At 72.1% G+C, this 24,646-nt stretch carries 19 protein-coding genes; 8 read left to right on the top strand and 11 right to left on the bottom strand.

Features of this window, described 5'->3' with window-relative positions:
• Positions 1-211: 211 nt before the first annotated feature.
• The 4 genes from ABTX62_RS13955 to argG all read left to right on the top strand — a co-directional run bounded on the left by ABTX62_RS13955 (position 212) and on the right by argG (position 6,743).
• Positions 212-2,020: a methylmalonyl-CoA mutase family protein gene (locus tag ABTX62_RS13955; protein ID WP_352116379.1), complete on the top strand. Its 1,809-nt coding sequence runs from the start codon at positions 212-214 to the stop codon at positions 2,018-2,020.
• On the top strand, positions 2,020-4,212 hold the full coding sequence (gene scpA, locus ABTX62_RS13950) for a methylmalonyl-CoA mutase (RefSeq protein WP_352116378.1): 2,193 nt from the start codon (positions 2,020-2,022) through the stop codon (positions 4,210-4,212). Before ABTX62_RS13955 ends, scpA begins: the two co-directional genes overlap by 1 nt.
• Positions 4,209-5,204 (top strand): methylmalonyl Co-A mutase-associated GTPase MeaB, encoded by a 996-nt coding sequence (meaB, locus tag ABTX62_RS13945; protein WP_352116377.1) that lies wholly within the window; start codon positions 4,209-4,211, stop codon positions 5,202-5,204. Before scpA ends, meaB begins: the two co-directional genes overlap by 4 nt.
• Before the next feature lie 84 nt (positions 5,205-5,288).
• A complete protein-coding gene (argG, locus tag ABTX62_RS13940; RefSeq protein WP_352116376.1) occupies positions 5,289-6,743 on the top strand; it encodes an argininosuccinate synthase in 1,455 nt (484 codons plus the stop codon).
• 81 nt (positions 6,744-6,824) lie between these two features.
• Here the strand turns inward: argG and pntB are convergent, their stop codons facing one another.
• Together pntB and ABTX62_RS13930 are read right to left on the bottom strand one after the other, a co-directional pair.
• Positions 6,825-8,258 carry a Re/Si-specific NAD(P)(+) transhydrogenase subunit beta gene (gene pntB, locus ABTX62_RS13935; RefSeq protein ID WP_352116375.1) on the bottom strand — a complete coding sequence of 478 codons (1,434 nt, stop codon included), beginning with the start codon at positions 8,256-8,258 and terminating at the stop codon, positions 6,825-6,827.
• Between the two features lie 6 nt (positions 8,259-8,264).
• Complete coding sequence (locus tag ABTX62_RS13930) at positions 8,265-9,818, bottom strand: Re/Si-specific NAD(P)(+) transhydrogenase subunit alpha (RefSeq protein WP_352116374.1); 1,554 nt, start codon at positions 9,816-9,818, stop codon at positions 8,265-8,267.
• Between the two features lie 299 nt (positions 9,819-10,117).
• Between ABTX62_RS13930 and ABTX62_RS13925 the strand changes: the two genes are divergently transcribed.
• A complete protein-coding gene (locus tag ABTX62_RS13925) occupies positions 10,118-11,647 on the top strand; it encodes an MFS transporter (RefSeq protein ID WP_352116385.1) in 1,530 nt (509 codons plus the stop codon).
• A 95-nt stretch (positions 11,648-11,742) separates the two neighbouring features.
• On the opposite strand, the gene ABTX62_RS13920 is transcribed toward ABTX62_RS13925, so the two are convergent.
• From ABTX62_RS13920 to ABTX62_RS13885, 8 genes are read right to left on the bottom strand one after another with little or no spacing between them, the layout of a single operon-like run.
• Positions 11,743-13,164, bottom strand: coding sequence for an NADH-quinone oxidoreductase subunit N (locus tag ABTX62_RS13920; protein ID WP_352116384.1), 1,422 nt, complete (start codon positions 13,162-13,164; stop codon positions 11,743-11,745).
• A 5-nt stretch (positions 13,165-13,169) separates the two neighbouring features.
• Positions 13,170-14,678, bottom strand: coding sequence for a complex I subunit 4 family protein (locus ABTX62_RS13915; RefSeq protein ID WP_352116373.1), 1,509 nt, complete (start codon positions 14,676-14,678; stop codon positions 13,170-13,172).
• Positions 14,679-14,683: 5 nt separating this feature from the next.
• On the bottom strand, positions 14,684-16,534 hold the full coding sequence (locus ABTX62_RS13910; RefSeq protein ID WP_352116372.1) for an NADH-quinone oxidoreductase subunit 5 family protein: 1,851 nt from the start codon (positions 16,532-16,534) through the stop codon (positions 14,684-14,686).
• A complete protein-coding gene (nuoK, locus tag ABTX62_RS13905) occupies positions 16,531-16,836 on the bottom strand; it encodes an NADH-quinone oxidoreductase subunit NuoK (RefSeq protein WP_283971601.1) in 306 nt (101 codons plus the stop codon). Before nuoK ends, ABTX62_RS13910 begins: the two co-directional genes overlap by 4 nt.
• Positions 16,833-17,396: an NADH-quinone oxidoreductase subunit J gene (locus ABTX62_RS13900; protein ID WP_352116371.1), complete on the bottom strand. Its 564-nt coding sequence runs from the start codon at positions 17,394-17,396 to the stop codon at positions 16,833-16,835. The genes nuoK and ABTX62_RS13900 overlap by 4 nt, the downstream gene beginning before the upstream one ends.
• A gap of 18 nt (positions 17,397-17,414) precedes the next feature.
• Entirely contained in the window at positions 17,415-18,359 is a 945-nt protein-coding gene (locus ABTX62_RS13895; RefSeq protein WP_352116370.1) for an NADH-quinone oxidoreductase subunit H, read from the bottom strand.
• Positions 18,352-19,788, bottom strand: coding sequence for a hypothetical protein (locus ABTX62_RS13890; RefSeq protein ID WP_352116369.1), 1,437 nt, complete (start codon positions 19,786-19,788; stop codon positions 18,352-18,354). Before ABTX62_RS13890 ends, ABTX62_RS13895 begins: the two co-directional genes overlap by 8 nt.
• A 23-nt stretch (positions 19,789-19,811) precedes the next feature.
• Complete coding sequence (locus tag ABTX62_RS13885; protein ID WP_352116368.1) at positions 19,812-20,162, bottom strand: NADH-quinone oxidoreductase subunit A; 351 nt, start codon at positions 20,160-20,162, stop codon at positions 19,812-19,814.
• A 159-nt stretch (positions 20,163-20,321) separates the two neighbouring features.
• Here ABTX62_RS13885 and ABTX62_RS13880 point away from each other — a divergent pair, with 159 nt between their 5' ends.
• Positions 20,322-20,540: a heavy-metal-associated domain-containing protein gene (locus ABTX62_RS13880; protein ID WP_352116367.1), complete on the top strand. Its 219-nt coding sequence runs from the start codon at positions 20,322-20,324 to the stop codon at positions 20,538-20,540.
• 262 nt (positions 20,541-20,802) lie between these two features.
• Here ABTX62_RS13880 and ABTX62_RS13875 read toward each other — a convergent pair whose 3' ends face one another.
• Positions 20,803-21,792 carry a DUF8832 domain-containing protein gene (locus ABTX62_RS13875; protein WP_352116366.1) on the bottom strand — a complete coding sequence of 330 codons (990 nt, stop codon included), beginning with the start codon at positions 21,790-21,792 and terminating at the stop codon, positions 20,803-20,805.
• A 173-nt stretch (positions 21,793-21,965) separates the two neighbouring features.
• Between ABTX62_RS13875 and ABTX62_RS13870 the strand changes: the two genes are divergently transcribed.
• Both ABTX62_RS13870 and ABTX62_RS13865 read left to right on the top strand, forming a co-directional pair.
• A complete protein-coding gene (locus tag ABTX62_RS13870) occupies positions 21,966-22,238 on the top strand; it encodes a heavy-metal-associated domain-containing protein (protein WP_352116365.1) in 273 nt (90 codons plus the stop codon).
• 134 nt (positions 22,239-22,372) lie between these two features.
• A complete protein-coding gene (locus ABTX62_RS13865; protein WP_352116364.1) occupies positions 22,373-24,646 on the top strand; it encodes a heavy metal translocating P-type ATPase in 2,274 nt (757 codons plus the stop codon).

Raw genomic sequence — 24,646 nt, 5'->3', positions numbered from 1 at the left:
AGTACACCCAGTACGAGGGCTTGCACCCGGCACGCCGAGAGCACGCACCGGACGCCGCTCCTTGACGGGCAAACGTTGCCTGCCACGGCACTAGCATGAGCGACCGATCCCGGCCGCGAGGGCGGGGAGAGCGGGATCACAGCCAGGGCGAGGGCAAGGTCACAGCCGCACCCTCTGCTGCTCGTTCGTGTCCGTGACCTAGCATCCGAGCATGACGGTCCTGCCTGACGACGGGCTTGAACTGGCCGGTGAGTTCCCTGACGTGCCCCAGGAGCAGTGGCAGCGCCTTGCGGCGGGCGTACTGCGCAAATCGGGCAAGGACGTCGAGGGGGCCGAGGCCGAGGAAGCCCTGTCCACCGCGCTTGAGGACGGGTTGCGTACCCGCCCCCTCTACACCGCCCGTGACTCCGCACCCGAGCCGGGTTTCCCCGGTTTCGCCCCCTTTGTACGCGGTGGCCGTGCCGAGGGGAACACGGTCGGCGGCTGGGACGTACGGCAACGGCACTCCACGGCCGACCGTGACGCGGTGCTCGGCGACCTGGAGAACGGTGTCACCTCCCTCTGGCTGACGGTCGGGGAGGGCGGCATCGCGGTGCCGGACCTGGGCCGGGTCCTGGACGGCGTGTATCTCGACCTGGCGCCCGTCGTCCTCGACGCGGGGGGCGACACCGAGCCCGCCGCGCGGGAGTTGCTGCGGGTGTACGAGGAGCGGGGTGTCGCCCGGGACGCGGCGCGCGGCAATCTGGGCGCGGATCCGCTCGGGCACGAGGCCCGCACCGGCCTACGGTGCGATGCCGCGCCGGCGGCGGAGCTCGCGCGGTTGTGCGCCGGGCGGTACCCGGGGCTGCGGGCACTGACCGTGGACGCGCTGCCGTATCACGAGGCCGGTGGCTCGGCCGCCCAGGAGCTGGGCTGCTCGCTGGCCACCGCGGTGGCGTACCTGCGGGAGCTGACCGGGGCCGGGCTGGATGTCGACCAGGCTTGTGGGCAACTGGAGTTCCGGTACGCCGCGACCGCCGACCAGTTCCTGACGATCGCCAAGCTGCGCGCCGCGCGCCGGCTGTGGGCCCGGGTGGCCGAGGTCTGCGGGGCGCCGCGCGCGGGAGCGCAGCTCCAGCACGTCGTCACCTCGCCGGTGATGATGACGCGCCGCGACCCGTGGGTGAACATGCTGCGCACCACCATCGCCACGCTGGCCGCCGGGGCCGGTGGAGCCGACGCGGTGACCGTGCTGCCCTTCGACCACGCCCTCGGCCTGCCGGACGCGTTCGCGCGGCGGATCGCCCGCAACACCTCCACGATCCTCATCGAGGAGTCGCACCTGTCCCGGGTCATCGACCCGGCGGGCGGCTCCTGGTACGTGGAGCGGCTCACCGACGAACTCGCCCACGCCGGCTGGGAGTTCTTCCAGCGCGTCGAGCGGCTCGGCGGCATGGCGGCCGCCCTGCGGTCGGGTGACGTCGAGCGGGAGCTCGCCGAGACCTGGCAGGCCCGCACGGCCCGGCTGGCCAAGCGGCGCGAACCCGTCACCGGGGTCAGCGAGTTCCCCTTCCTCGCGGAGAAGCCGGTCGTCCGCCCGAGCGCGCCCGAGCCGCGCTCCGGAGGGCTGCCGCGCGTACGCCGGGACGAGGCGTACGAGACGCTGCGCGCCCGGTCCGACGCCCACCTCGCCGCGACCGGCTCCCGGCCCCGGATCTACCTCGCCGCGCTCGGCCCGGCCGCCGCGCACACCGCACGCCTGACCTTCGCCTCGAACCTCTTCCAGGCCGGCGGCATCGAGCCGGTCACGGAGGGCACCTTCGAGCAGAGCGGGGCCACGGAGGCCGTGCTGTGCTCCAGCGACGCGCTGTACGCGGAGCGGGCCGAGGCCGCCGTCCGGGAGCTCAAGGCCGCCGGGGCACGGCATGTGTTCCTCGCGGGCCGCCCCGGGGAGTACCCCGGTGTCGACGACCACGTCTTCGCGGGCTGCGACGCCGTGGCCGTGCTGTCCGCGACCCTCGACCGCATGGGAGTGTCCTGATGTCCGCCCCTACCGGCCCGTCCGTCCCCGACTTCTCCGGGATCGAGCTGGGCACCCCGGCCCCCGACGGTGGCGCCGACGAGTGGCGCACGGCGGTCAAGAACGCGTCCGGCGGGGACGACCTGCTCTGGGAGACGCCGGAGGGCATCGCCGTCAAGCCGCTCTACACCGGCCGTGACCTGGAGGGCCTGGACTTCCTCGACACGTACCCGGGCACGGCGCCGTTCCTGCGCGGCCCGTACCCGACGATGTACGTCAACCAGCCCTGGACGATCCGCCAGTACGCCGGCTTCTCCACGGCCGAGGAGTCCAACGCCTTCTACCGGCGCAACCTCGCGGCCGGCCAGAAGGGCCTGTCGGTCGCCTTCGACCTGCCCACGCACCGCGGTTACGACAGCGACCACCCGCGCGTGACGGGTGACGTCGGCATGGCGGGCGTGGCCATCGACTCGATCTACGACATGCGGCAGCTGTTCGACGGCATTCCGCTGGACAAGATGACCGTGTCGATGACGATGAACGGCGCGGTGCTGCCGGTGCTGGCGCTGTACATCGTGGCGGCCGAGGAACAGGGCGTGCCGCCGGAGAAGCTGGCGGGGACCATCCAGAACGACATCCTCAAGGAGTTCATGGTCCGCAACACCTACATCTATCCGCCGAAGCCGTCGATGCGGATCATCTCCGACATCTTCGCCTTCACCTCGCAGCGGATGCCGCGCTACAACTCCATCTCCATCTCCGGCTACCACATCCAGGAGGCGGGCGCGACGGCCGATCTGGAGCTGGCGTACACGCTCGCGGACGGCGTGGAGTACATCCGCGCGGGACGTGAAGCCGGCCTGGACGTGGACGCGTTCGCGCCCCGGCTGTCGTTCTTCTGGGCGATCGGCATGAACTTCTTCATGGAGATCGCCAAGCTGCGCGCGGCGCGCCTGCTGTGGGCGAAGCTGGTGAGGCAGTTCGACCCGCAGAACGCCAAGTCCCTTTCGCTGCGCACCCATTCGCAGACCTCGGGCTGGTCGCTCACCGCGCAGGACGTCTTCAACAACGTGACGCGCACCTGCGTCGAGGCCATGGCGGCCACCCAGGGGCACACACAGTCGCTGCACACCAACGCCCTGGACGAGGCGCTCGCCCTGCCCACCGACTTCTCGGCGCGCATCGCCCGCAACACGCAGCTGCTGCTCCAGCAGGAGTCCGGCACGACCCGCGTGATCGACCCGTGGGGCGGCAGCGCGTACGTGGAGAAGCTGACCTACGACCTGGCCCGGCGTGCCTGGCAGCACATCGAGGAGGTCGAGGCCGCGGGCGGCATGGCCAAGGCCATCGACGCGGGCATCCCCAAGCTGCGCATCGAGGAGGCCGCGGCCCGCACGCAGGCCCGGATCGACTCGGGCCGCCAGCCCGTCATCGGAGTCAACAAGTACCGGGTGGAGACCGACGAGCAGATCGACGTCCTGAAGGTCGACAACTCCTCCGTGCGGGCGCAGCAGATCGAGAAGCTGCGGCGACTGCGCGCGGAGCGGGACGAGCGGGCCTGCCAGGACGCGCTGGACGCGCTGACCCGGGCTGCCGGCGGCGAGGGCAACCTGCTGGAGCTGGCGGTGCGCGCGGCACGCGCGAAGGCCACGGTCGGGGAGATCTCCGACGCCCTGGAGAAGGTGTACGGACGGCACGCGGGGCAGATCCGTACGATCTCCGGCGTGTACCGCAACGAAGCAGGGGAGTCGCCGTCCGTGGACCGCACCCGAGCGCTGGTCTCCGACTTCGAGGAGGCCGAGGGCCGCCGCCCGCGCATCCTGGTCGCGAAGATGGGCCAGGACGGCCATGACCGCGGCCAGAAGGTGATCGCCACGGCCTTCGCCGACCTCGGCTTCGACGTGGACGTGGGCCCGCTGTTCCAGACGCCCGCCGAGGTGGCCCGGCAGGCCGTCGAGGCGGACGTGCACATCGTCGGCGTCTCCTCGCTGGCGGCCGGTCACCTCACCCTCGTCCCGGCGCTGCGCGAGGCACTGGCCGAGGAGGGCCGCGAGGACATCGTGATCGTGGTCGGCGGGGTGATCCCGCCGCAGGACGTGCCGACGCTGCTGGAGATGGGCGCCGCCGCCGTCTTCCCGCCCGGGACGGTGATCCCGGACGCGGCGTACGACCTGGTGAAGCGGCTGTCGGACGACCTCGGGCACGACCTGTGATCGATGTCGACGCGTATGTGAAGGGCGTGCTCGACGGGAAGCGGGCGCTCATCGCCCGTGCCATCACACTCGTCGAGTCGACGCGGCCCCAGCACCGGGCGCTGGCCCAGGAGTTGCTGACCGCGCTGCTGCCGCACAGCGGCCGGGCCCGGCGGATCGGCGTCAGCGGCGTACCCGGCGTGGGCAAGTCGACGTTCATCGACGCCTTCGGCACGCTGCTGACCTCGCTCGGGCACCGGGTGGCGGTCCTGGCCGTCGACCCGTCCTCCAGCCGTACGGGCGGCTCCATCCTGGGTGACAAGACCCGGATGGAGCGCCTGGCCGTGGACCCGGCGGCGTTCGTACGCCCCTCCCCCACCGCCGGCACGCTGGGCGGGGTCGCCAAGGCCACGCGCGAGTCGATCGTGGTGATGGAGGCGGCCGGCTACGACGTGATCCTGGTGGAGACGGTCGGCGTCGGCCAGTCCGAGACGGCCGTGGCGAACATGGTCGACTCCTTCCTGCTGCTCACCCTCGCCCGCACCGGCGACCAGCTCCAGGGCATCAAGAAGGGCGTGCTGGAGCTGGCCGACGTGATCGCCGTCAACAAGGCGGACGGCCCGCACGAGCGCGACGCCCGGGCCGCCGCGCGGGAACTGGCGGGCGCGCTGCGCCTGATGCACGGCAGGGACGCGTTCTGGACGCCCCCGGTCCTGCACTGCAGCGCCCGCGAGTCGACGGGCCTGGACACCGTGTGGGAACGCCTGGAACAGCACCGCACCCTGCTGGACTCCACCGGCCGCCTCACCGCCAAGCGCCGTGACCAGCAGGTCGACTGGACCTGGAACATGGTCCGCGACGAACTCCTCGGCCGCCTCACCGCCGATCCTGCGGTACGGGCGCTGGCGCCGGAGCTGGAGCGGCGGGTCAGGGCGGGCGAGCTGACCCCGACGCTGGCCGCCGAGCGGATCCTCGGCGCGCTGGGCGGCGACTCCGAGGCAGCGGGTTCCTGAACCGAACCACGACCGGAAGCGACCGGGACGGCGACTTCACATACCCGGCTTGCATGAGTATGCAAAGTGATACATACTCTTTCTATGTCCAAGGTCCTCACCTCCCTGCCCGCCGGCGAGCGCGTCGGCATCGCCTTCTCGGGCGGTCTCGACACCTCCGTCGCGGTCGCGTGGATGCGCGACAAGGGCGCCGTCCCGTGCACCTACACCGCCGACATCGGCCAGTACGACGAGCCCGACATCGCCTCGGTGCCCGGCCGTGCCCAGACCTACGGTGCCGAGATCGCGCGTCTGGTCGACTGCCGCGCGGCACTGGTCGAGGAGGGCCTGGCCGCGCTGAGCTGCGGCGCGTTCCACATCCGCTCGGGTGGGCGGGCGTACTTCAACACCACCCCGCTCGGCCGCGCCGTCACCGGCACGCTGCTGGTCCGGGCGATGCTGGAGGACGACGTCCAGATCTGGGGCGACGGCTCGACCTTCAAGGGCAACGACATCGAGCGGTTCTACCGCTACGGCCTGCTCGCCAACCCGCACCTCAGGATCTACAAGCCCTGGCTGGACGCGGCGTTCGTGACCGAGCTCGGCGGCCGCAAGGAAATGTCGGAGTGGCTGCTCGCCCACGGCCTGCCCTACCGGGACAGCACGGAGAAGGCGTACTCCACGGACGCCAACATCTGGGGCGCCACCCACGAGGCCAAGACCCTGGAGCACCTCGACACCGGCGTCGAGACGGTCGAGCCGATCATGGGCGTGAAGTTCTGGGACCCGTCGGTCGAGATCGCCGCCGAGGACGTCACCATCGGCTTCGTCGAGGGCCGCCCGGTGTCGGTCAACGGCAAGGAGTTCGCCTCCCCCGTCGACCTGGTGATGGAGGCCAACGCCATCGGTGGCCGGCACGGCCTGGGCATGTCCGACCAGATCGAGAACCGCATCATCGAGGCCAAGAGCCGCGGCATCTACGAGGCCCCGGGCATGGCCCTGCTGCACGCCGCCTACGAGCGGCTGGTCAACGCCATCCACAACGAGGACACCGTCGCCCAGTACCACACCGAGGGCCGGCGCCTCGGCCGGCTGATGTACGAGGGCCGCTGGCTGGACCCGCAGGCGCTGATGATCCGCGAGTCGCTGCAGCGGTGGGTCGGCGCGGCCGTCACCGGCGAGGTGACCCTGCGGCTGCGGCGCGGCGAGGACTACTCGATCCTCGACACCACGGGCCCGGCGTTCAGCTACCACCCGGACAAGCTGTCCATGGAGCGCACCGAGGACTCCGCGTTCGGCCCGGTGGACCGGATCGGCCAGCTCACCATGCGCAACCTGGACATCGCCGACTCCCGCGCCAAGCTGGAGCAGTACGCCGGCATGGGCCTGATCGGCACCGGCAGCCCCACCATCGGCGCCTCCCAGGCCGCCGCGACCGGGCTGATCGGCACCATGCCGGAGCTGCCCGAGGGCGGCGCCGAGGCCATCGCCTCCCGCGGGGCGGTCTCGGAGGAGGACGCGTGGCTGGACCGCGCGGCGATGGAGTCCGGCACGGACTGACCGCACGGCGGCACGCGGGAGGACACGGGAAGGCCGGCTCGACGGTGTCGAGCCGGCCTTCGCGTTCGGGTCCCCGGTGGTTCAGCGTGACGTGCCGGCCATCTCCCGGACCGGAGCGTCAAGGGCGTCCAGGCCGCGCAGGATGTCCTCCACCCGCTGCTTGGCGTCGCCGAAGAGCATCTGGGTGTTCTCGCGGAAGAACAGCGGGTTCTGCACGCCCGCGTACCCGGCGGCCATGGAGCGCTTGAAGACGATCACGTTGGCCGCCTCCCACACGTGCAGGACCGGCATGCCGGCGATGGGGCTGGACGGGTTGTCGGTGGCGGCCGGGTTGACCGTGTCGTTGGCGCCGATGACCAGGACGACCGAGGTGGCGGCGAAGTCGTCGTTGATCTCGTCCATCTCCAGGACGATGTCGTACGGCACGTTGGCCTCGGCGAGCAGCACGTTCATGTGCCCGGGCAGCCGGCCGGCGACGGGGTGGATGCCGAACCGCACCTCCACGCCCCGCTCGCGCAGCTTGCGCGCCAGTTCGGCGACCGGGTACTGGGCCTGGGCGACGGCCATGCCGTAGCCGGGCGTGATGATGACGGAGCCGGCGTCGCGGAGCAGTTCGGCGGTCTCCTCGGCGTTGATCTCCCGGTGCTCACCCTGCTCGCCGTCGTCGGCGCTCGCCGCCGGTGTGCCGAATCCGCCCGCGATCACCGAGAGGAAGGACCGGTTCATCGCCTTGCACATGATGTACGACAGGTAGGCGCCGGAGGAGCCGACCAGCGCGCCGGTGACGATGAGCAGGTTGTTGGCGAGCAGGAAGCCCGAGGCGGCGGCCGCCCAGCCCGAGTAGCTGTTCAGCATGGAGACGACCACCGGCATGTCACCGCCGCCGATGGAGGCGACCAGGTGCGCGCCGAGGGCGAGCGCGATCACGGTGACCGCGATGAGCAGACCCATGCCGGGGCGTACGACGAACGCCGCCGTGAGCCCCACGAACGCGACGAGCGCGCCGATGTTGAGGACGTGCTTGCCCGGCAGCGTCAGCGGGCGGGAGTTGATGCGGGCCGAGAGCTTCAGGTAGGCGACGACGGAACCCGTGAAGGTGACGGCGCCGATGAACACCCCGATGAACACCTCGGCGTGGTGGATGCCCAGCAGCGAACCGGAGAGTTCGGGGTCGACGTCGAGATAGCCGTTCCAGCCGACGAACGTGGCGGCGAGGCCGACGAGGCTGTGCATGATCGCGATCAGCTCCGGCATGCCGGTCATCTCGACGACCCGGGCCCGCCACAGGCCGATGCCCGCGCCCACCGCCGTGGCGACGGCGATCAGCACCAGCCCGGTGGCGGTGATACTGCGGGAGGCGAGCCCGACCGTGGCGGCCAGGGCGACGACCATGCCCGCGATGCCCCAGACGACTCCGGAACGGGAGGTCCTGTGCTGGGAGAGGCCGGCGAGGCTGAGGATGAACAGCAGCGCGGCGACGACGTAGGCGGCCTGGGCGGCCGTGTCTGTGGTCATCCCTGATCAGCCCTTCGAGAACATGCCGAGCATGCGGCGGGTGACGGCGAATCCGCCGAAGATGTTGATGCTCGCCAGCAGGATCGCGGCGAACGACAGCACGGTGACGGCGGTGTCGCCGTGTCCGATCTGCAGCAGCGCTCCGACCACGACGATGCCGGAGATGGCGTTGGTGACGGACATCAGCGGGGTGTGCAGGGCGTGGTGCACATTTCCGATGACGTAGAAGCCGATGACGATCGCCAGGACGAACACCGTGAAGTGGCCCAGGAGTTCGCTCGGTGAGAAGGCCGTCACCAGGAACAGTGCGAGCGCTCCGGCGGCGACGAGGGCGTACGAGGACCAGGCCGGGCGGGATGGCTTCGCCGGCGCCTCGGACGGGGCCGCGGCTGCCGGGGCCGGTGTGGCGGCGGGCGCGGCGGACACCTGGACCGGGGGCGGCGGCCAGGTCTTCTCGCCCGCGCGGACCACGGTCATCGAGCGCTGCACGACGTCGTCGAAGTCGAGGACGAGCCGGCCGTCCTTGCCGGGGGTGAGCAGCTTCAGCAGATGGACGATGTTCGTGCCGTACAGCTGCGAGGCCTGGGCGGGCAGCCGGCCGGGCAGGTCGGTGTAGCCGATGATCGTCACGTCGTTGTCGGTGACGACGGCCTTCCCGGCGACCGTGCCCTCGACGTTGCCGCCCTGGGCGGCCGCCATGTCGACGATCACGCTGCCCGGCTTCATGCGCGCGACGTCCGCGGCGGTGATCAGCCGCGGTGCCGGGCGGCCCGGGATGAGCGCGGTGGTGATGATGATGTCCACGTCGGCGGCCTGCTCGGCGTACAGCTGCGCGGCGAGCCGGTTGTAGTCGTCGGAGGTGGCCTTGGCGTAGCCGTCGGTGCTCACCTCCTGCTGGACGCCCACCGCGAGGAACTCCCCGCCCAGGGAGCGCACCTGCTCGGCGACCTCGGGACGGGGGTCGGTGGCGCGGACCACGGCACCGAGGCTGCGGGCCGCGCCGATCGCCGCGAGCCCCGCCACTCCGGCCCCGGCCACGAGCACCTTGGCGGGCGGCACCTTGCCGGCGGCGGTCACCTGGCCGGTGAAGAAGCGGCCGAAGGCGTGCGCGGCCTCGACGACGGCCCGGTATCCGGCGATGTTCGCCATCGAGCTGAGGACGTCCAGGGACTGGGCGCGCGAGATGCGCGGGACGGCGTCCATGGCGAGCACGGTGATCGGACGGCTCGCCAGTTCCTCGACCAGTTCCGGGTTGAGGGCGGGGCTGATCAGCGCGATCAGCGTCGCCCCGTCGCGCAGCCGGCCGATCTCCTCGCCGGAGGGGGCGTTGACCTTCAGCACGATCTCCGCCTGCCACGGGTCGCCGAGCCGGGCTCCCGCCTCCTCGTAGGCCGCGTCGGAGAAGCGGGACGAGGCTCCCGCTCCCGGTTCGACCGTCACGTCGTAGCCGAGCGCGACGAGTCTGCCCACGGTGGCCGGTGTCGCCGCCACCCTGGTCTCGCCCGCAGTGGATTCGGCCGGTATGCCGATCCCCTGGGGTTGCGGTTCCGCTGGGACCATCGTCTGCCTCTCCCGTCGTTCGACTGCCTGTCCTGCTTGGTGCCCGCATCCTGCACGTTCGACGCGGCATCCGTGGCGGGCCGTGGTCACATGGCCGAGGAGGCCGTCCTCACACCGCCGAGGTCTTGCCGTGGGACATGCTCGGGGGTATGGGTGTGTCGCCCGGGGCCGCAGAGGTCTGTGATGCGAGGCGACGGTGCCGGGCGCAGACTGATGGCGTGAGCAGCACGCGCCCGGGGCGCGGCGAGGCCGCGCCCCCCTCCCGATCCGCATCGCAGCAGTCCGTGGCGCTGGCGGCGATGATGTTCGCCGTCGCCATGACCTTCATCGACCAGACCATCGTGTCCATCGCGGCCCCGGACATCGACCGCGAACTGGGGCTGTCGTCCTCCGGCCTGCAGTGGGTGGTCAACGCCTACCTGCTCGCCCTCGCCGCGTTCTTCGCCCTCGGCGGCCGGCTCGCGGACCTCTACGGACCGCGCCGGATCGTCGTCATCGGCACCCTGGTGTTCGTCGTGTCGTCGGTGCTGTGCGGCTGTGTCCCCGAGGGCGACGCCGCGCAGACCTGGCTGATCGTCTTCCGCTCCACCCAGGGGCTCGGGGCGGCCTTGCTGTTCCCCGCGGCCCTGGCCGCGGTGGTGGCGGTGTTCCCGGTCGAGCGGCGGGGCCGCGCCCTCGCCCTGTTCTTCGGGGTCACCGGCGCGCTGACCGCCATCGGCCCGCTGCTGGGCGGCTGGCTGACCAGCTGGACCTGGCGCGCCGTGTTCTGGGTGAACGTGCCCGTGGCGATCGCGGCGCTGGTCCTCACGGCGCTGGCGCACATCCCCGACCGGCGGCGCTCCGGCACCCTGGACGTCCCGGGCGCCGTCCTGATCGCGGCCGGTATGGGCCTGAGCGTCCTCGGCTTCCAGCAGGCCTGGTCCTGGGGCTGGGACAGCTGGGCGACCTGGGTGTGCATCGCGGGGGGCCTCGCGATCCTCGCCGGGTTCGTCCGCTTCGAGCGGCGGGTGGAACATCCGCTGATCGACCTGCGGGTCTTCCGGGACAAGGCGTTCACCGTGGACGCGGCGGTGCTGTTCTTCTCGATGCTCGCCTTCGTCCCGGTGTTCTTCTTCACCTCCGTGTACGCCCAGGTGTCGCTGAGCGCCTCGCCGAACCAGGCGGCCCTGTTCCTGCTGTACTTCTTCGTCGGTTTCGCCATCGCCTCGCAGTGGGGCGGCCGGATCCTCGACAAGAAGGGCGCGCGTCCGGCCCTGAAGCTGGGCACGGCCGTGGGCTGCGTCGGTTTCGCCCTGTGGGCGGGCAAGCTGACCGACCTGTCCATGCACGACCAGTGGCCCTACGCCGCCCTCGCCGGGGCCGGTATCGGCTTCGTCCTGGCGCCGGCCTCCACGGACGCCGTCAACCGGGCCATCGGCGCCTCGTACGGCGAGGTCACCGGCATCACCCAGACCGTGCGCAACTACGCGGCGAGCGTGGGCCTGGCCGTCTACGGCACGATCCTGACCCACGTCATGACCGGCAACGTGGTGGGCACCCTGACGTCCCGGGGCATGTCCGCCGCCGACGCGAACACCCTGGCTCGCGACGTCACCGAGTCGATCACCGGCAGCGGCGACTCCCGGCCGCCCACCGGCACCGGCCCCGCCGCCGAGGCGGCCCGGGAGTCGATGTCCGCGATCCGCATGGACTTCGCCGAGGCCAACCAGTGGGTGTTCTACGGCATGGCCATCGCCCTGGGCATCGGCTTTCTGTGCGCCCTGCGGCACCCGGGCGGCAAGGTGGCCGACACCTCCTCGGTGGAGGAACCGTTCGTGCGGACGCACTGACCGGTGCCCCGGCTCCGCTTCAGGACGTGACAGGCCCGTCGTACGTGGTGACCTGGCACCGGGCCGCCGCCACTGAACGCTCGGGCGGACGGCCGTCAGGGCGCGAGCGGACCGCCCAGTACGTCGAGGACGGTCCCGCCGAGCAGTCCGAGAACGACGGATCCGGCGGCCGCGCCGCCGGCGATCGCAGCGGCCGTCCGTGACGTCCTGCGGGCGTCACCCGCGGGTCCGCGTGCGAGGAACGCCGGGGCGATCCAGCGCAGGTAGTAGAAGAGGGACGCCACGGTGTTGACGGCTGCGACGACGGCCAGCCAGGCGTAGCCGCCGTCGACGGCCGCGCTGAACGCCTCCAGTTTGCCGAGGAAGACAGCGGTCGGGGGCGTGCCCACCAACCCCAGCAGGCAGACGACGAGCGAGGCCGGCAGCGCCGGGTGCGTCCGTGCCAGGCCCCGGTAGTCGTCGATGGAGTGGGCGCCGGGGAGTGCGCAGACGACGGCGAAGGCCCCGAGGTTGGTCAGCGCGTACGCGGCCAGGTAGTACAGCAGCGCCTCCTGGCCGAGGTCGGTGCGTCCGGCGACGGCCACCGGCAGCAGGAGGTAGCCGACCTGGCTGATGGTGGAGTACGCGAGCAGTCGTTTGACGTCCTGCTGGAAGAAGGCCGCCAGATTGCCCAGGGTCATGGAGGCGACCGAGAGCACCGCCACCAGGTCGGCCCAGGGCAGGTCGACGTCCGCCAGCGGCACCGCGCCGAGCCGGTAGAGGGCCGCCAGGGCGCCGATCTTCGGGATGGTGGTGAGGAAGGCGGCGACCGGGGCCGGGCTGCCCTGGACGGCGTCCGGTACCCAGAAGTGGCCGGGCACGCCTCCGGCCTTGAACAGGACACCGGCGAGCAGCGCGAGCGTGCCGACCGCCACCAGTCCGGCCGGTGCCTCGGCGAGTTCGGAGCGCAGCACGGGGTACGCGGTCGCCCGGCCGGCGGCGAGCAGGACGGTGACGCCGGTGAGCATCAGGACGCCGAGGAGCGCGCCGACCACGTAGAACTTCAGGGCCGCCTCGGTGCCGGGGCCGTCCTTGCGGAACCCGGCGAGCGCGTAGGCGGGGACGCTGGCCAGCAGGTAGCCGGCGGCGAGGAGCAGCAGGTCCTGGGCTCCGGCCAGTACGAGGGCACCCACGGCGGCGAGCTGGAGGAGGACGTAGAACTCGGTTTCGCGCGCGTCGGCGTGCAGGCGGGGCATGGCGAGCGCGAGGACGAGCAGCGTGCCGCCGAGGATGACGATCCTGCTGGTGGCGGTGACCGGATCGATGGCGAAGGACTCGCCGAAGGCCGTCTTCACCGGCCCGGCCGCGGCGATCGCGGCAGCCGCGATCCCTCCGATACAGGCCGCGCCCGCCAGAGCCCCGGTCAGCCACTGGCGGTGACGCGGAAGCCACGCACCGAGCAGCAGCCCGAGCACGGCCGAGGCGGCGAGCAGGACCTCGGGCAGGAGGTCGAGGGGGTTCTCGTTCATCGCGGTCATCTCGTTCATCGCGCGAGCAGCTCCAGCACGGCGCGGGAGGCCGGTTCGATGACGTCGAGGACAAAACGGGGTGCGAGGCCGAGGACGACTCCCAGGGTCAGCAGGGGGACGATCGCGAGTCCTTCGTGGAGGCGGATGTCCGGGAAGGGCCGGTCGGTGCCGGGCGCGGCAACCGGCAGCCGCAGCGGCCCGAGGAAGATCTGTTGCAGGGCGCGCAGGAACAGGCCCGCGGTGAGCAGGATCCCGAGGACGGCGAGGCCGGTGGCGACCGGCTCGGGCCCGAGGCTCCCGGTGAGGATCTGGAACTCGGCGATGAAGCCGGAGAAGCCCGGCAGCCCGAGCGAGGCGAAGGCGGCGACGCCGGTCAGCGCGGCGAAGACGGGCGCCCGCCCGGCCACGCCGGAGTACGCGGACATCTCATACGTGCGCCCGCGCTCGTACAGCACGCCGGACAGCAGGAACAGCGCGCCGGTCAGCAGGCCGTGGCTGACCATCTGGAAGACCGAGCCGGTGACGGCGAGGCGGCGGGCCTCTTCCTGGCCGTCACCGACGGCCCCGGCCGCGCCGATCGCCAGGAGGATGTAGCCCATGTGGTTGACCGAGGTGTAGGCGACCATCCGCTTGAAGTCGGACTGAGCGAGGGCGACCAGGGCGCCGTAGAGCACGGAGACCACGCCGACGACCACGAAGACGAGCGCGTAGTCGCGCCAGGCGCCGGGCAGGACGGGCATGGCGATGCGCAGGAAGCCGTAGGTGCCCATCTTCAGCAGCACGCCGGCGAGGATGGCCGACCCGGCGGCCGGGGCGTCGGTGTGGGCGGGGGGCAGCCAGGTGTGGAAGGGCACGGTCGGGGTCTTCACCGCCAGTCCGGCGGCGATGGCGAGGAGGACCAGGGCTCCGTAGGCGGAGCGTCCGGCGAGGGGATCGGCGTCGGCCAGTGCGACGATGTCGAAGGTGTGCGGGTCGGCGGCCAGGTAGAGGCCGATGAAGCCGAGCAGCAGGGCCAGGGAGCCGATGAAGGTGTAGAGGAAGAACTTCAGCGCGGCGCGGGCCGCGTCCTTGTGCCCCCATCCGGCGATGATGAAGTACATCGCGACGATCGACAGGTCGAAGAAGACGAAGAAGAGGATCAGGTCGAGGGCGACGAACAGGCCGAGGCAGGTGGTCTGGAGGAAGAGGAACAGGGCCGCGAACTCCCGGGGCCGTCGGGTCTCGCGCCACGCGTACAGGGCGCAGGCGAGGAACAGCACGCAGGTGACGGCCACCAGTGGCAGGGACAGGCCGTCGACTCCGACGTGGTAGCCGATGCCGGCGCTGGGGATCCAGCGGGCCCGCGTCTCGTACTGCATGCCGCCGTCGGACCGGTAGCCCGCCCAGACGATCACCGTCAGGACCAGTTCGGCGGCGGTGGTCGCCGCCCAGGCCGTCAGGAACAGCCTGCGGGGCGCACTGCGCGGCACGCACAGCAGGAGGGCCGCGATGGCGGTCGGGAGCAGGACGATGGCCGTGAGCACGGCGGTCACCTCACGAGGACGAGGACGACGGCGAGGACGGTGAAGGCGGCGACCGCCTGGGCGAGGTACTGGTGCAGTTGCCCGGTCTGCGGCCGGCGCGCCAGGCGGCCGAGCGCGCGGGCACCGCCCGCCACGCCCTCCACGGTGCCGTCGACCAGCCGCTCCGCCCGGGCGTCGGTCCACCGCGCCAGCCGGACCGAGCCGCGGGCGGTGCCTTCGGCGGCGCGGTCCAGCACCCGGTCGTCGAAGGCGGCGAGCGCGTCGGCGAGGCGCAGCACCGGGTTCACGAGGAGTGTGCGCGCGGCTGACTCCATGCGGAGCCATTCCGACGCCGGGGAGACGATCCGGCCGGGCAGGGCGAGGAGTTGCGGACCGCGGAACCAGACCACGGCGGAGACGGCCACCGCGAGCGCCCCGGACAGGGCGAACTCCCATACGTGCGGGCCCGGTCGGGCCTCGTCGCCGAGCACCCGCCCCACCGCGTCCCGTACGGGCGGGAAGGACGTGACGGTCAGTGCGGCGCAGGCGACGGCCAGAGCCACGAGCGGCAGCCGGGCCGCGAACGGCGGCGGCTGCTCACGGCCGGCCGGTACGGCGACGGGCTGCCAGACGAACCACAGGGCCTTCGCACTGTAGACGGCGGAGATCACCGCGCCGGCCAACCCGACGCCGTAGAGCGCCGCGTTGTCCTCCAGGGCACCGGCGAGGAGTACGTCCTTGGCCGCCCACAGCGCCAGGGGCGGAACCCCTGCCAGTGCAAGGGCCGCGACGGTGAAGGTGATTCCGGCCGTACGGTGCCGCCGGGCCGCGCCGCGCAGGGCGGGCAGCGCCTTGGTGCCGAGGGCCGTCAGCCAGGCGCCCGCGACGAGGAAGGCGAGACTCTTCGCGGCGGCATGGGCGATGAGCTGCAGAGTGCCGCCGGTGACCGCGCCGGTCCCGGCGGCGAGCACCATGAAGCCGATCTGTGCGCAGGTCGAGGCGGCGAGGAGCTGTTTGAGGTCGGTCTGCGCCACGGCGACGAGACCGAGCACCACCGCCGTCACCGCGCCCGTCCACGCCACCGCCGGTCCGCCCCAGCCGGACCGCGCGAGCAGCGGCTCCAGCCGGAGCAGCAGATACGCCCCGGCCACCACCATGGTCGCCGAGTGCAGCAGGGCGGAGACCGGGCTGGGGCCCTGCATGGCCCTGGACAGCCAGAAGCTGAACGGCAGTTGGGCCGACTTGCCGAACGCGGCCGCGATGACGCCGGCGGTGATGATGTCGGACCACGCGCCGGTGGCGGCCGTGAGGTCCTCCAGGGCGAGGGAACCGGCCTGTCCGCTCGCCAGCGCCGCCCCGGCGGCGAGATAGAGGCCGAGGTCGGCGGCGCGGGTGGTGAGGAAGGCGGTGTCGGCGGCGTCCCCGCGCTCGGGGTCGCGCCACCAGTAGCCGATCAACGCCCAGGAGGTGGCGCCCATCACCTCCCACGCCATCAGCAGGGCCGGCAGCGTGGTCGCGGTGACCGTCGTCAGCATCGCGCCGCCGAACAGCAGCATCAGGCCGAAGAACCGGGCGCGTGCCTCGCCGGGTCCGATGTCCGTGACACTGAACAGCAGGACGGCCGCGGTCACCGCCGTGACGGTCACGACCATGAGGCCCGACAGCCCGTCGACCGCGAGTCCGGCGGGAAGCCCTTCGAGCAGCGGCGCCTCGACCCGCGGGTGCCCGAACGCCACCGCGACGGCCAGGCCGAGGGCGACGACGGCCGTGCCGACCGCGACACCGGGGGCGTACCGGTCCGCCGGGCGGCCCGCGACCGCGAGCAGCGTCCCCACGGTCAGCGGCAGCGCGACGAGCACCCACAGCAGTGCGCTCACTCCTTCAACTCCGCGGCCATGTCGGTCATGTCGACCTCACGGGATCGGAACAGCGCGGTCACGACGGCGAACCCGATGGCCATCTCCACCGCCATGACCGTGACCGCCAGGACGACCAGCACCTGCCCGTCGGCGGTGCCCGGGGCGATGTAGTGCCAGACGGCCGCCGCGCCGACGATGATGCCGCCCAGCATCAGTTCCAGTCCCATCATGAGCATCACGATCGACTGCTGGGTGAGCGCGCCGAACAGACCGATACAGAACAGCGCGGCGGCGAGCAGCAGGAACAGTTCCAGGGTCATCGGCCCGTCCCTCCCTGGACCGGGTCGTCGGCCCTCCGTGCTTTCAGGTCGTCGCCGAAGCGGTCGTAGCGGCCCCGGCGGGTGGACAGGACGACGGTCGCGACGATGGTGGCGAACAGAGCGAGTCCCAGGGTCATCATGGTCAGCATCTGAGGACCCATCAGCGACATACCCAGGTCCATGGTGGGATCGTCCGACGGCCTGCCGCGCCGGGACGGCCACGGGGCGAGCAGGATCCCGGCGGCGAGCACGGCGAAGAGCGCCGCGCTGATCGCGACCGCGCCCTTCGTGTTGTGGACCATGGTCATCGGCATGAGCCCGGCCGGGTTCATCATGTACATCACCATGAACACGGCCATGATGGCCATCTCGATGGTCATCATCAGCACGATCACCACGCCGAGGTAGTCCAGCCCGAGCAGCAGCACCTCACCGCCGACGCAGAGCAGCGAGGTCAGCAGCGCGTACGTCGCCCGGGCCATGGAGTCGAACCGGAACACCATGACTCCGGCGGTCACCGCCAGGAGAGCCAGCACCCAGAAGATCACGTCATCGAGCATCGGCGGCATACCTCCCTCTCATCGGTTCAGGACGACGACGGCCACGAACAGCGCCTGAAGCAGCGTCAGCGGTACCAGCACCATCCAGGCCAGCTCCGTGTAGCGCTCCATCCGCAGTACGGGCAGCGCCCGGCGAGCGGCCACCAGCAGCGCCAGGACGGCGGCGGTCTTGATCAGCGTCCACGCCCAGCCCGGCAGCAGCGGGCCGTGCCCGCCGCCGAGGAACAGCGGCACGCTGAAGCCGGCGGTCACCACGAGCAGCACCCACCGCCCGCCCAGGAACACCAGTCGGTCCACGCCCGCCAGTTCGGCCGCCGCACCACCGGCCGCGTCCCGCGACACCGGGTGCGCGAACGGCCCCCAGAAGGCCATCGCGAGCGCGCTCAGCAGATAGACGGCGAACGCGGCCGGCATCCACACCGCGAACCACAGGCCGTCCTGAGCCGCCACCACGTCCCCCACCCGCAGGGACTCGGCTCCCAGGGCGGCGGTGGTGAGCGCGAACATGTGCGGCAGTTCGTAGGCGAGACCCTGCGCCAGGAACCGGTACCCGCCGATCAGCGACAGCGCCGAGTTCGGCCCCCAGCCCGCCATCCACACCGCCGCCCAGGCCAGGGCCTCCATCGCGTTGAACCACACGATGCCGACGGACGGATCACTCACGGCACGAAAGCCCCACGGCAGTACGGCACCCGCGAGCACGGCGGCCACCGGAACCAGCGCCACGCCCAGCCTTCCGAGCAACCGGTCGGCGGCCGTCGTGCGGCGCGGCCGCTGAACGAGCAGCCGCAGCGCCTCGCGTAAGGGAGCCGTCGCCCGCAGCCCGGCCTCCCGGACACTTCCGGCGGGCCCGCGCTCGGCCGATCCGGACAGCACCGCGTCGAATCCGGCCGCGACCACGGCCGCCACGGCCAGGGCGACAGGGAGGACGACGGTCGCCCACAGGGGCGCTGCATCAGGCATGGACCACTCCGGGCACGGGTGCGAGCGAGAGTTCGTCGAGGTCGGGGTCCAGGCTGGCCACGATGATCCGTGCGCAGGCGAACTCGGCGCCGGCCAGGAGGTCGGGGAGGACGTCGAGCAGCGCTCGCGACGGCGGCTGTGGCCCGTCAAGCCGGCCACGCGGACCGGTCCGGTCGTCCGGCGCCAACGGCTGTGCGTCGCCGATCCCTTCGAGGCCGCGCTCGGCCTCGCTCAGCCACCTCAGCAGCCGGTCGTACGCGTCCCCGTCCGCGGCGAGCGCCGGTCCGGTCACTCCGGCAGCCCGCGCCGTCTCCGCCGGCAACTCCCCCAGTCCGGCGATCGACCAGCGCAGGGACCTGGACCGTCCGACTCGGCGCACCGTCCTGCGCAGATCGCCGCCGACCGGCTCACGCGGCGCCCCCGACAGCAGCTCGTCCCGCAGCCGACGGCACCGCGCCGCCACGTCGTCCCAGCCGACGACGGCGAGCAGCCGTCCCGCGCTGTCCAGATGCGCGGCACAGCGTCGGCGTGCCGCGTCCCCTCCGGCGACCTCCTCGCCGTGCGCGGCCCGCAGCCACGGCTCGTCCCAGAACGGCGGTCGCGGATCGTGCGCCACGGAGAGGTGGTCCACCTCGACGTCCTGTACGACGTCTCCCTGAAGGGTGAGACGGAGAATGAGCCCCGTCGGCCAGTCGCTCAGCGCGGGACCGATCGGCACGTGCAGCCGGTCGAGCCGCAACTCGTCCCGGTCGTCCGCCCGGTCGGCCATCGGCAGGCCCGCCACCTCGCCCATGGCGTGCGTGTCATGGCCCATATGATCCATGTGGCCGCCATGACCTTGGTGGTCCGTAGGGCCACCAAGGTCATGGCCCGTGCCGTGGTCGTCATGACCCTGGCCGTCGGATGCATCGGGCCGCGAGCTGTCGTGGTGTGCGCCGTGGCCGTCCTCGTTCTCGTGTCCCTCGTGGTCGCCGCGGCCGTGCTCGTGGTCGTCCCCGTGTTCCTGCGGACCGGACGGGTGGGGCTGGTCGTGGTGAGATCCGGGCTCGTGCCCCGCGTGTCCATGGCGCGGGCTCCGCGTCTGATCCGCCGTGTCGCGATGGTGCACGGAAACGGAATCGGCTGCCGCGTCGGCGCCGCGGGGAGTCACCGCCCTGTCGGCCAGGTCTCCGCGCGCCGCGCCGAGGGCGTGTGCGACCTGCCCGCTCTCCCCCACCACGACGCGCACGGCGGGCTCCGGCATCGACCGCTCGATGCGGTCCAGCCACTCCGCGTCCTCCGGCGCCGGAACGCCGCAGACGACCAGCAGATCCGCGGCGGCCGGAGCGCCGACCACGGGCCACCCCCGCCGACGCATCTCCGCCTCCGTCTCCAGCCGGAGTTCCGTCGCTCCGGGCAGCGTGACCACGAGTACCGCCGGGCGGTTCATCGCCGTATGCCGGACAAGCCCTCTCAGGTCCACCTCAGAGCCCCCTCACGCCAGGCGTACGCCACCGCCGCGAACAGGATGCCGAGGAAGAGGAACATCTCGACGACGGCCGAGGTACCCACCTCCGAGACGACCTTCACCCACGGGTACATGAAGAGCATCTCCATGTCGAAGGCGAGAAAGATCATGGTGACCGGGTACCAGCGCACATGGAACCGGGACACGGCGTGCTCGCCCGGCTCGAGCCCTCCGGCGAAGGGGCCGCTTTCGAGGGGAGCCCGCGCTGCCGCCAGCCACAGGCCCAGCCCGTACAGGCCGGCCAGGCCGGCCCCCACCACACCGAGGAGAACCAGCATCGGCTGCCACGCGTCCATCCCGCCCGACCTCCGTTCTCGGCGTCCTACCGCTCATGGTGCGCGACCGTCCGGTCCGGGCCCTGGAAGCGGGCCCGAGCCGTCGGGAACAATTCCTCCCAGGACCCGGTTACCCCCTGGGGGTATGGTGATGCCTCCTTCCCGAGAAAGGAGAAGCACATGGTTCAGAAGGTGTACGACGTCAAGGGCATGACGTGCGCTCACTGCGTTCAGGCCGTCAGTTCCGAACTCGCCGGCCTCCCCGGGGTCGATGACGTCCAGGTGGATCTGCCGTCGGGCAGGGTCACGTTGACCAGCGAGCAGCCGCTGGATCGCGCCGCCGTCGCCGCCGCGGTCGACGAGGCCGGTTACCAGCTCGCCGGCGGAGAGCCCCGGTAACCCGGCGGGCGGACCCGCTGCGCCGGGCTGTCGGTCGCCCCGTCGTCGGGCTCACGACGGCGGCGCCGCTCCGGGCCGCGGCCTCCCACCCCACGGGTCCCACAGCGGCTCCGGCCGAGTGGCCGCCGGCGCCGATGCCGGCACGCGCGCCGGCGGACCCGCACCGTGGCGGGTCCTGACGCTGCGCCAGGGCGGCCAAGCCGCAACCATGCCGTAATCCCTGGCGGCCCATGGGCCGTGGTCGCCCACGGTCCCGCGTACCTCAGTGCGTGTGTCCGGCCTCCTCCTCGGCGGGCCGGGGCCGCGAGGGCTGCCCGGACGCGTCCGCCGCACCGCCCGCGTGCACCGTGAAGGCCGCGGTACGGACCTTGCCCTCGTGCTGGAAGTCCAGGAACAGGCGGTACGCGCCGGCGCTCGGCGCCGTCGCCGTGAACGAGACGTCGGGGCCGGGCTTCGTCCTGCCGTCCCCGGGCTCGCCGTTGGGGTGGACGTGCAGGTAGGCGAGGTCACCCGAGCGCAGGGCGACAAGGTGGCCGTAAGCGCCCAGGTAGGGCTGGAGATTGCGGACCGGCTTGCCGTTCTTCGCCACGTTCAGCGTGAGTTCGCCGGCCTTGCCGGGGGTCAACGCGCCGCGCAGCTTCACCTCGTAGCCGTCGACCTTCGCCGTGGTGTTGCGCTCGGGCAGTTCGCCGGGCTCGTACGGCCCGGACGCGGCGAGGTCGGCACCGAGGGTGAGCGCTTCGCCGCCCTTCGGCTTGAAGTCGGCGAAGACGCGGTAGCCGCCCGCCTCGGGCAGGTTCACGGGCGTCGACCAGGTGCCGTCCGCGGCCCGGGTGGGGTGCAGGTGGCGGTAGACGGCCAGGTCACGTGAGGCGACGATCAGGTGCAGATCCTTGCCGTGCTCGCGCTGGTACCCGGTGACCTTGCGTCCGGTCCCGTCCTGGACCACGGCGAAGCGCAGGTCGGCCTTCTTGCCGGCCTCGACACGCGGGGTCTTCAGGTCGAGCGTGTAGCCGCCGCTGGAGATCTCGAGGCCGCCCGGCGGTGCCGCCTCGTGACCGCCGCCCCGCGCCTCGCGGTGCCCGGCCGTCTCCTTCTCGTCCCCGGCGGAGGCGTGGCCTCCAGCGTCACTGTGCGTGCCGTTCTTCGGCTCGGGCGAGGTCGGGCCGACCACGCCGCCCACGCCGTAGGCGGCGCCGAACGTCGCGGCGAGCGCGACGGAGAAGACGGTGATCCTCAGTCCGGTGTTCATGACCACTCCTACTCTCCGGGCCGCTCATGCAGGCGACCGACGCCTTCAACATACCCCCGTGGGGTATCAAGTCAAGTCTGGACAGTGCTTGCCACGCATACGGGAGGGGGGTATACATGGAAGCGCTCCTGGATACCCCCTAGGGGTATAAGCCCATGAGTTGCGGAGGACCCGTGTCGAACTGCTGCACCCCCGACGGAAGCTGCCACACCACGGCGGAGATCAAGACCACCTACAAGGTCGGCGGCGTGGGCAGCGCGCACTGCCAGGGCGTCGTCGCCAAGGCGGTGAGCGGCCTGGACGAGGTCGCCGCGGTCGAGGTCGAGATCGGCACCGGCCTGGTCACGGTGACGACCGCGGCCGAGCCCGGCGAGGCGCTCGACGCGCTGATCGCCAAGACCGTCGACGAGGCCGGCTACGACTTCGCCGGCCGCGTGGCCGCCTGACCCACGAGCCGGGTGGGGGCCGCAGACCCTCGCGGCCCCCGTTCTCCCTGTCCTCTCGCGCATCTCTTCTTTCGCATGTCTTTCATGCATCTCCTTTTTTCGCGCATCGCGTCCGTGAGCTCCGAGGAGCAGACATGACCACCACCACGCCCGGCGCCGCCGAGGTCGAACTCGCCATCGACGGCATGACCTGCGCCTCGTGCGCCGCCCGGATCGAGAAGAAGCTCAACCGCCTGGACGGGGTCGAGGCCACCGTCAACTACGCCACCGAGAAGGCGAAGGTCACCTTCCGCGAGGACGTGACCGTCTCGGACCTGATCGCGACGGTCGAGGCCACCGGCTACAGCGCGCGGGAGCCCCGGCCCGAGACCGCCCGCTCCGACGACTCGGCGTCCGGTGAGGGCTCGCCCAGGGAGGAGAGCGACGAGCTGCGGCCGCTGCGCCAGCGGCTGACCGCCGCCGTCGCGCTCGCCGGCCCCGTGATCGCGATGGCCATGGTCCCGGCGCTGCAGTTCGAGTACTGGCAGTGGCTCTCGCTCACGCTGGCGGCGCCCGTGGTGACGTACGCCGCCTGGCCCTTCCACCAGGCCGCCTGGACGAACGCCAAGCACGGTGCCGCCACGATGGACACGCTGATCTCCGTCGGTACCTCGGCGGCGTTCCTGTGGTCCCTGTGGGCACTGTTCTTCGGCACGGCCGGTACGCCCGGCATGACGCACCCCTTCGAGCTGACCATCGCCCGCACCGACGGCGCCGGGAACATCTACCTGGAGGCCGCGGCCGGCGTCACCGCCTTCATCCTGGCCGGGCGCTACTTCGAGGCGCGCTCCAAGCGGAAGGCGGGGGCGGCGCTGAAGGCCCTGCTGGAGCTCGGCGCCAAGGAAGTCACGGTGGTGCGTGACGGCCGGGAAGAGCTCATCGCCGTCGGCGAGCTGAAGGTCGGCGACCGGTTCCTGGTGCGGCCCGGTGAGAAGATCGCCACCGACGGTGTGGTCGTCGAGGGGTCGTCCGCCGTGGACGTTTCCATGCTCACCGGCGAGTCCGTACCCGTAGAGGTCGGCACCGGGGACGCCGTCACCGGTGCCACGCTGAACGCCGGCGGCCGCCTGGCCGTCGAGGCCACCCGTGTCGGCGCCGACACCCAGCTCGCCCGCATGGCCAAGCTGGTGGAGGACGCGCAGAACGGCAAGGCCGCCGCACAGCGGCTCGCCGACAGGATCTCCGCGGTCTTCGTACCGGTCGTGATCGCCCTGGCGCTCGGCACCCTGGGCTTCTGGCTCGGCAGCGGCGCCGGACTGACCGCCGCCTTCACCGCCGCGGTCGCCGTCCTGATCATCGCCTGCCCGTGCGCCCTGGGCCTGGCCACGCCGACGGCCCTCATGGTCGGCACCGGGCGCGGCGCCCAGCTCGGCATCCTGATCAAGGGCCCGGAGGTCCTGGAGACGACACGCAAGGTCGACACCATCGTCCTGGACAAGACCGGCACCGTCACCACCGGCAAGATGACCCTGCTCGCCGTGCACACCGTCGACGGAACCGGCGAGGACGACGTCCTGCGCCTCGCCGGCGCCCTGGAGCACTCCTCGGAGCACCCCATCGCCCAGGCCGTCGCCTCCGGCGCCGCCGCCCGGGTCGGCACGCTCCCCGCTCCGGAGGACTTCGCCAACATCGCCGGCCTCGGCGTCCAGGGCATCGTCGAGGGCCACGCGGTTCTGGTCGGACGCGAGAAGCTGCTGGACGAGTGGGCCATGTCCCTGCCGGAGGAACTGCGGCGCGCCAAGGCCGAGGCCGAGGCGGCCGGGCGTACCGCCATCGCGGTCGCCTGGGACGGCGAGGCCCGCGCCGTCCTGGAGGTCGCCGATGCCGTCAAGGAGACCAGCCCCGAGGCCATCGAGCGGCTGCGCGGGCTCGGCCTCACCCCCATCCTGCTGACGGGCGACAACAAGGCGGTCGCCGCGGCGGTCGCCGCGGCGGTGGGCATCGCCCCCGAGCACGTGATCGCCGAGGTCATGCCGCAGGACAAGGTCGACGCCGTCAAGCGCCTCCAGGACGAGGGCCGTTCGGTCGCGATGGTCGGTGACGGCGTCAACGACGCGGCCGCGCTGGCTCAGGCCGATCTGGGCCTGGCGATGGGAACGGGTACGGACGCCGCGATCGAGGCGGGAGACCTGACGCTCGTGCGGGGTGACCTGAGGGCCGCGGCGGACGCCATCCGCCTGTCCCGCAGGACGCTGGGGACCATCAGGTCCAACCTCTTCTGGGCCTTCGCCTACAACGTCGCCGCGCTGCCGCTCGCCGCCGCCGGCCTGCTCAACCCGATGATCGCCGGAGCGGCCATGGCCTTCTCCTCGGTCTTCGTGGTCGGCAACAGCCTGCGGCTGCGCGGCTTCCAGCCCGCCGACCGCTGA

The organism is Streptomyces sp. NPDC096046 (assembly GCF_040303285.1).
Classification (GTDB): Bacteria; Actinomycetota; Actinomycetes; order Streptomycetales; family Streptomycetaceae; genus Streptomyces.
The sequence above is the reverse complement of the archived record's forward strand: the minus strand, read 5'-3'. Positions and strand labels throughout refer to the sequence as shown.

Bases quoted from the DNA above. Each gene is read 5' to 3' on its own strand.
- ABTX62_RS13890 (WP_352116369.1), bottom strand. From the start codon at position 19,788: ATGAACCGCCCGGCGGTACTCGTGGTCACGCTGCCCGGAGCGACGGAA.
- ABTX62_RS13875 (WP_352116366.1), bottom strand. From the start codon at position 21,792: ATGAACACCGGACTGAGGATCACCGTCTTCTCCGTCGCGCTCGCCGCG.
- pntB (WP_352116375.1), bottom strand. From the start codon at position 8,258: ATGACCACAGACACGGCCGCCCAGGCCGCCTACGTCGTCGCCGCGCTG.
- ABTX62_RS13895 (WP_352116370.1), bottom strand. From the start codon at position 18,359: ATGCCTGATGCAGCGCCCCTGTGGGCGACCGTCGTCCTCCCTGTCGCC.
- ABTX62_RS13885 (WP_352116368.1), bottom strand. From the start codon at position 20,162: ATGGACGCGTGGCAGCCGATGCTGGTTCTCCTCGGTGTGGTGGGGGCC.
- argG (WP_352116376.1), top strand. From the start codon at position 5,289: ATGTCCAAGGTCCTCACCTCCCTGCCCGCCGGCGAGCGCGTCGGCATC.
- ABTX62_RS13900 (WP_352116371.1), bottom strand. From the start codon at position 17,396: ATGCTCGATGACGTGATCTTCTGGGTGCTGGCTCTCCTGGCGGTGACC.
- ABTX62_RS13925 (WP_352116385.1), top strand. From the start codon at position 10,118: ATGATGTTCGCCGTCGCCATGACCTTCATCGACCAGACCATCGTGTCC.
- ABTX62_RS13865 (WP_352116364.1), top strand. From the start codon at position 22,373: ATGACCACCACCACGCCCGGCGCCGCCGAGGTCGAACTCGCCATCGAC.
- scpA (WP_352116378.1), top strand. From the start codon at position 2,020: ATGTCCGCCCCTACCGGCCCGTCCGTCCCCGACTTCTCCGGGATCGAG.
- ABTX62_RS13880 (WP_352116367.1), top strand. From the start codon at position 20,322: ATGGTTCAGAAGGTGTACGACGTCAAGGGCATGACGTGCGCTCACTGC.
- ABTX62_RS13930 (WP_352116374.1), bottom strand. From the start codon at position 9,818: ATGGTCCCAGCGGAACCGCAACCCCAGGGGATCGGCATACCGGCCGAA.
- ABTX62_RS13955 (WP_352116379.1), top strand. From the start codon at position 212: ATGACGGTCCTGCCTGACGACGGGCTTGAACTGGCCGGTGAGTTCCCT.
- nuoK (WP_283971601.1), bottom strand. From the start codon at position 16,836: ATGACCCTGGAACTGTTCCTGCTGCTCGCCGCCGCGCTGTTCTGTATC.
- ABTX62_RS13920 (WP_352116384.1), bottom strand. From the start codon at position 13,164: ATGACCGCGATGAACGAGAACCCCCTCGACCTCCTGCCCGAGGTCCTG.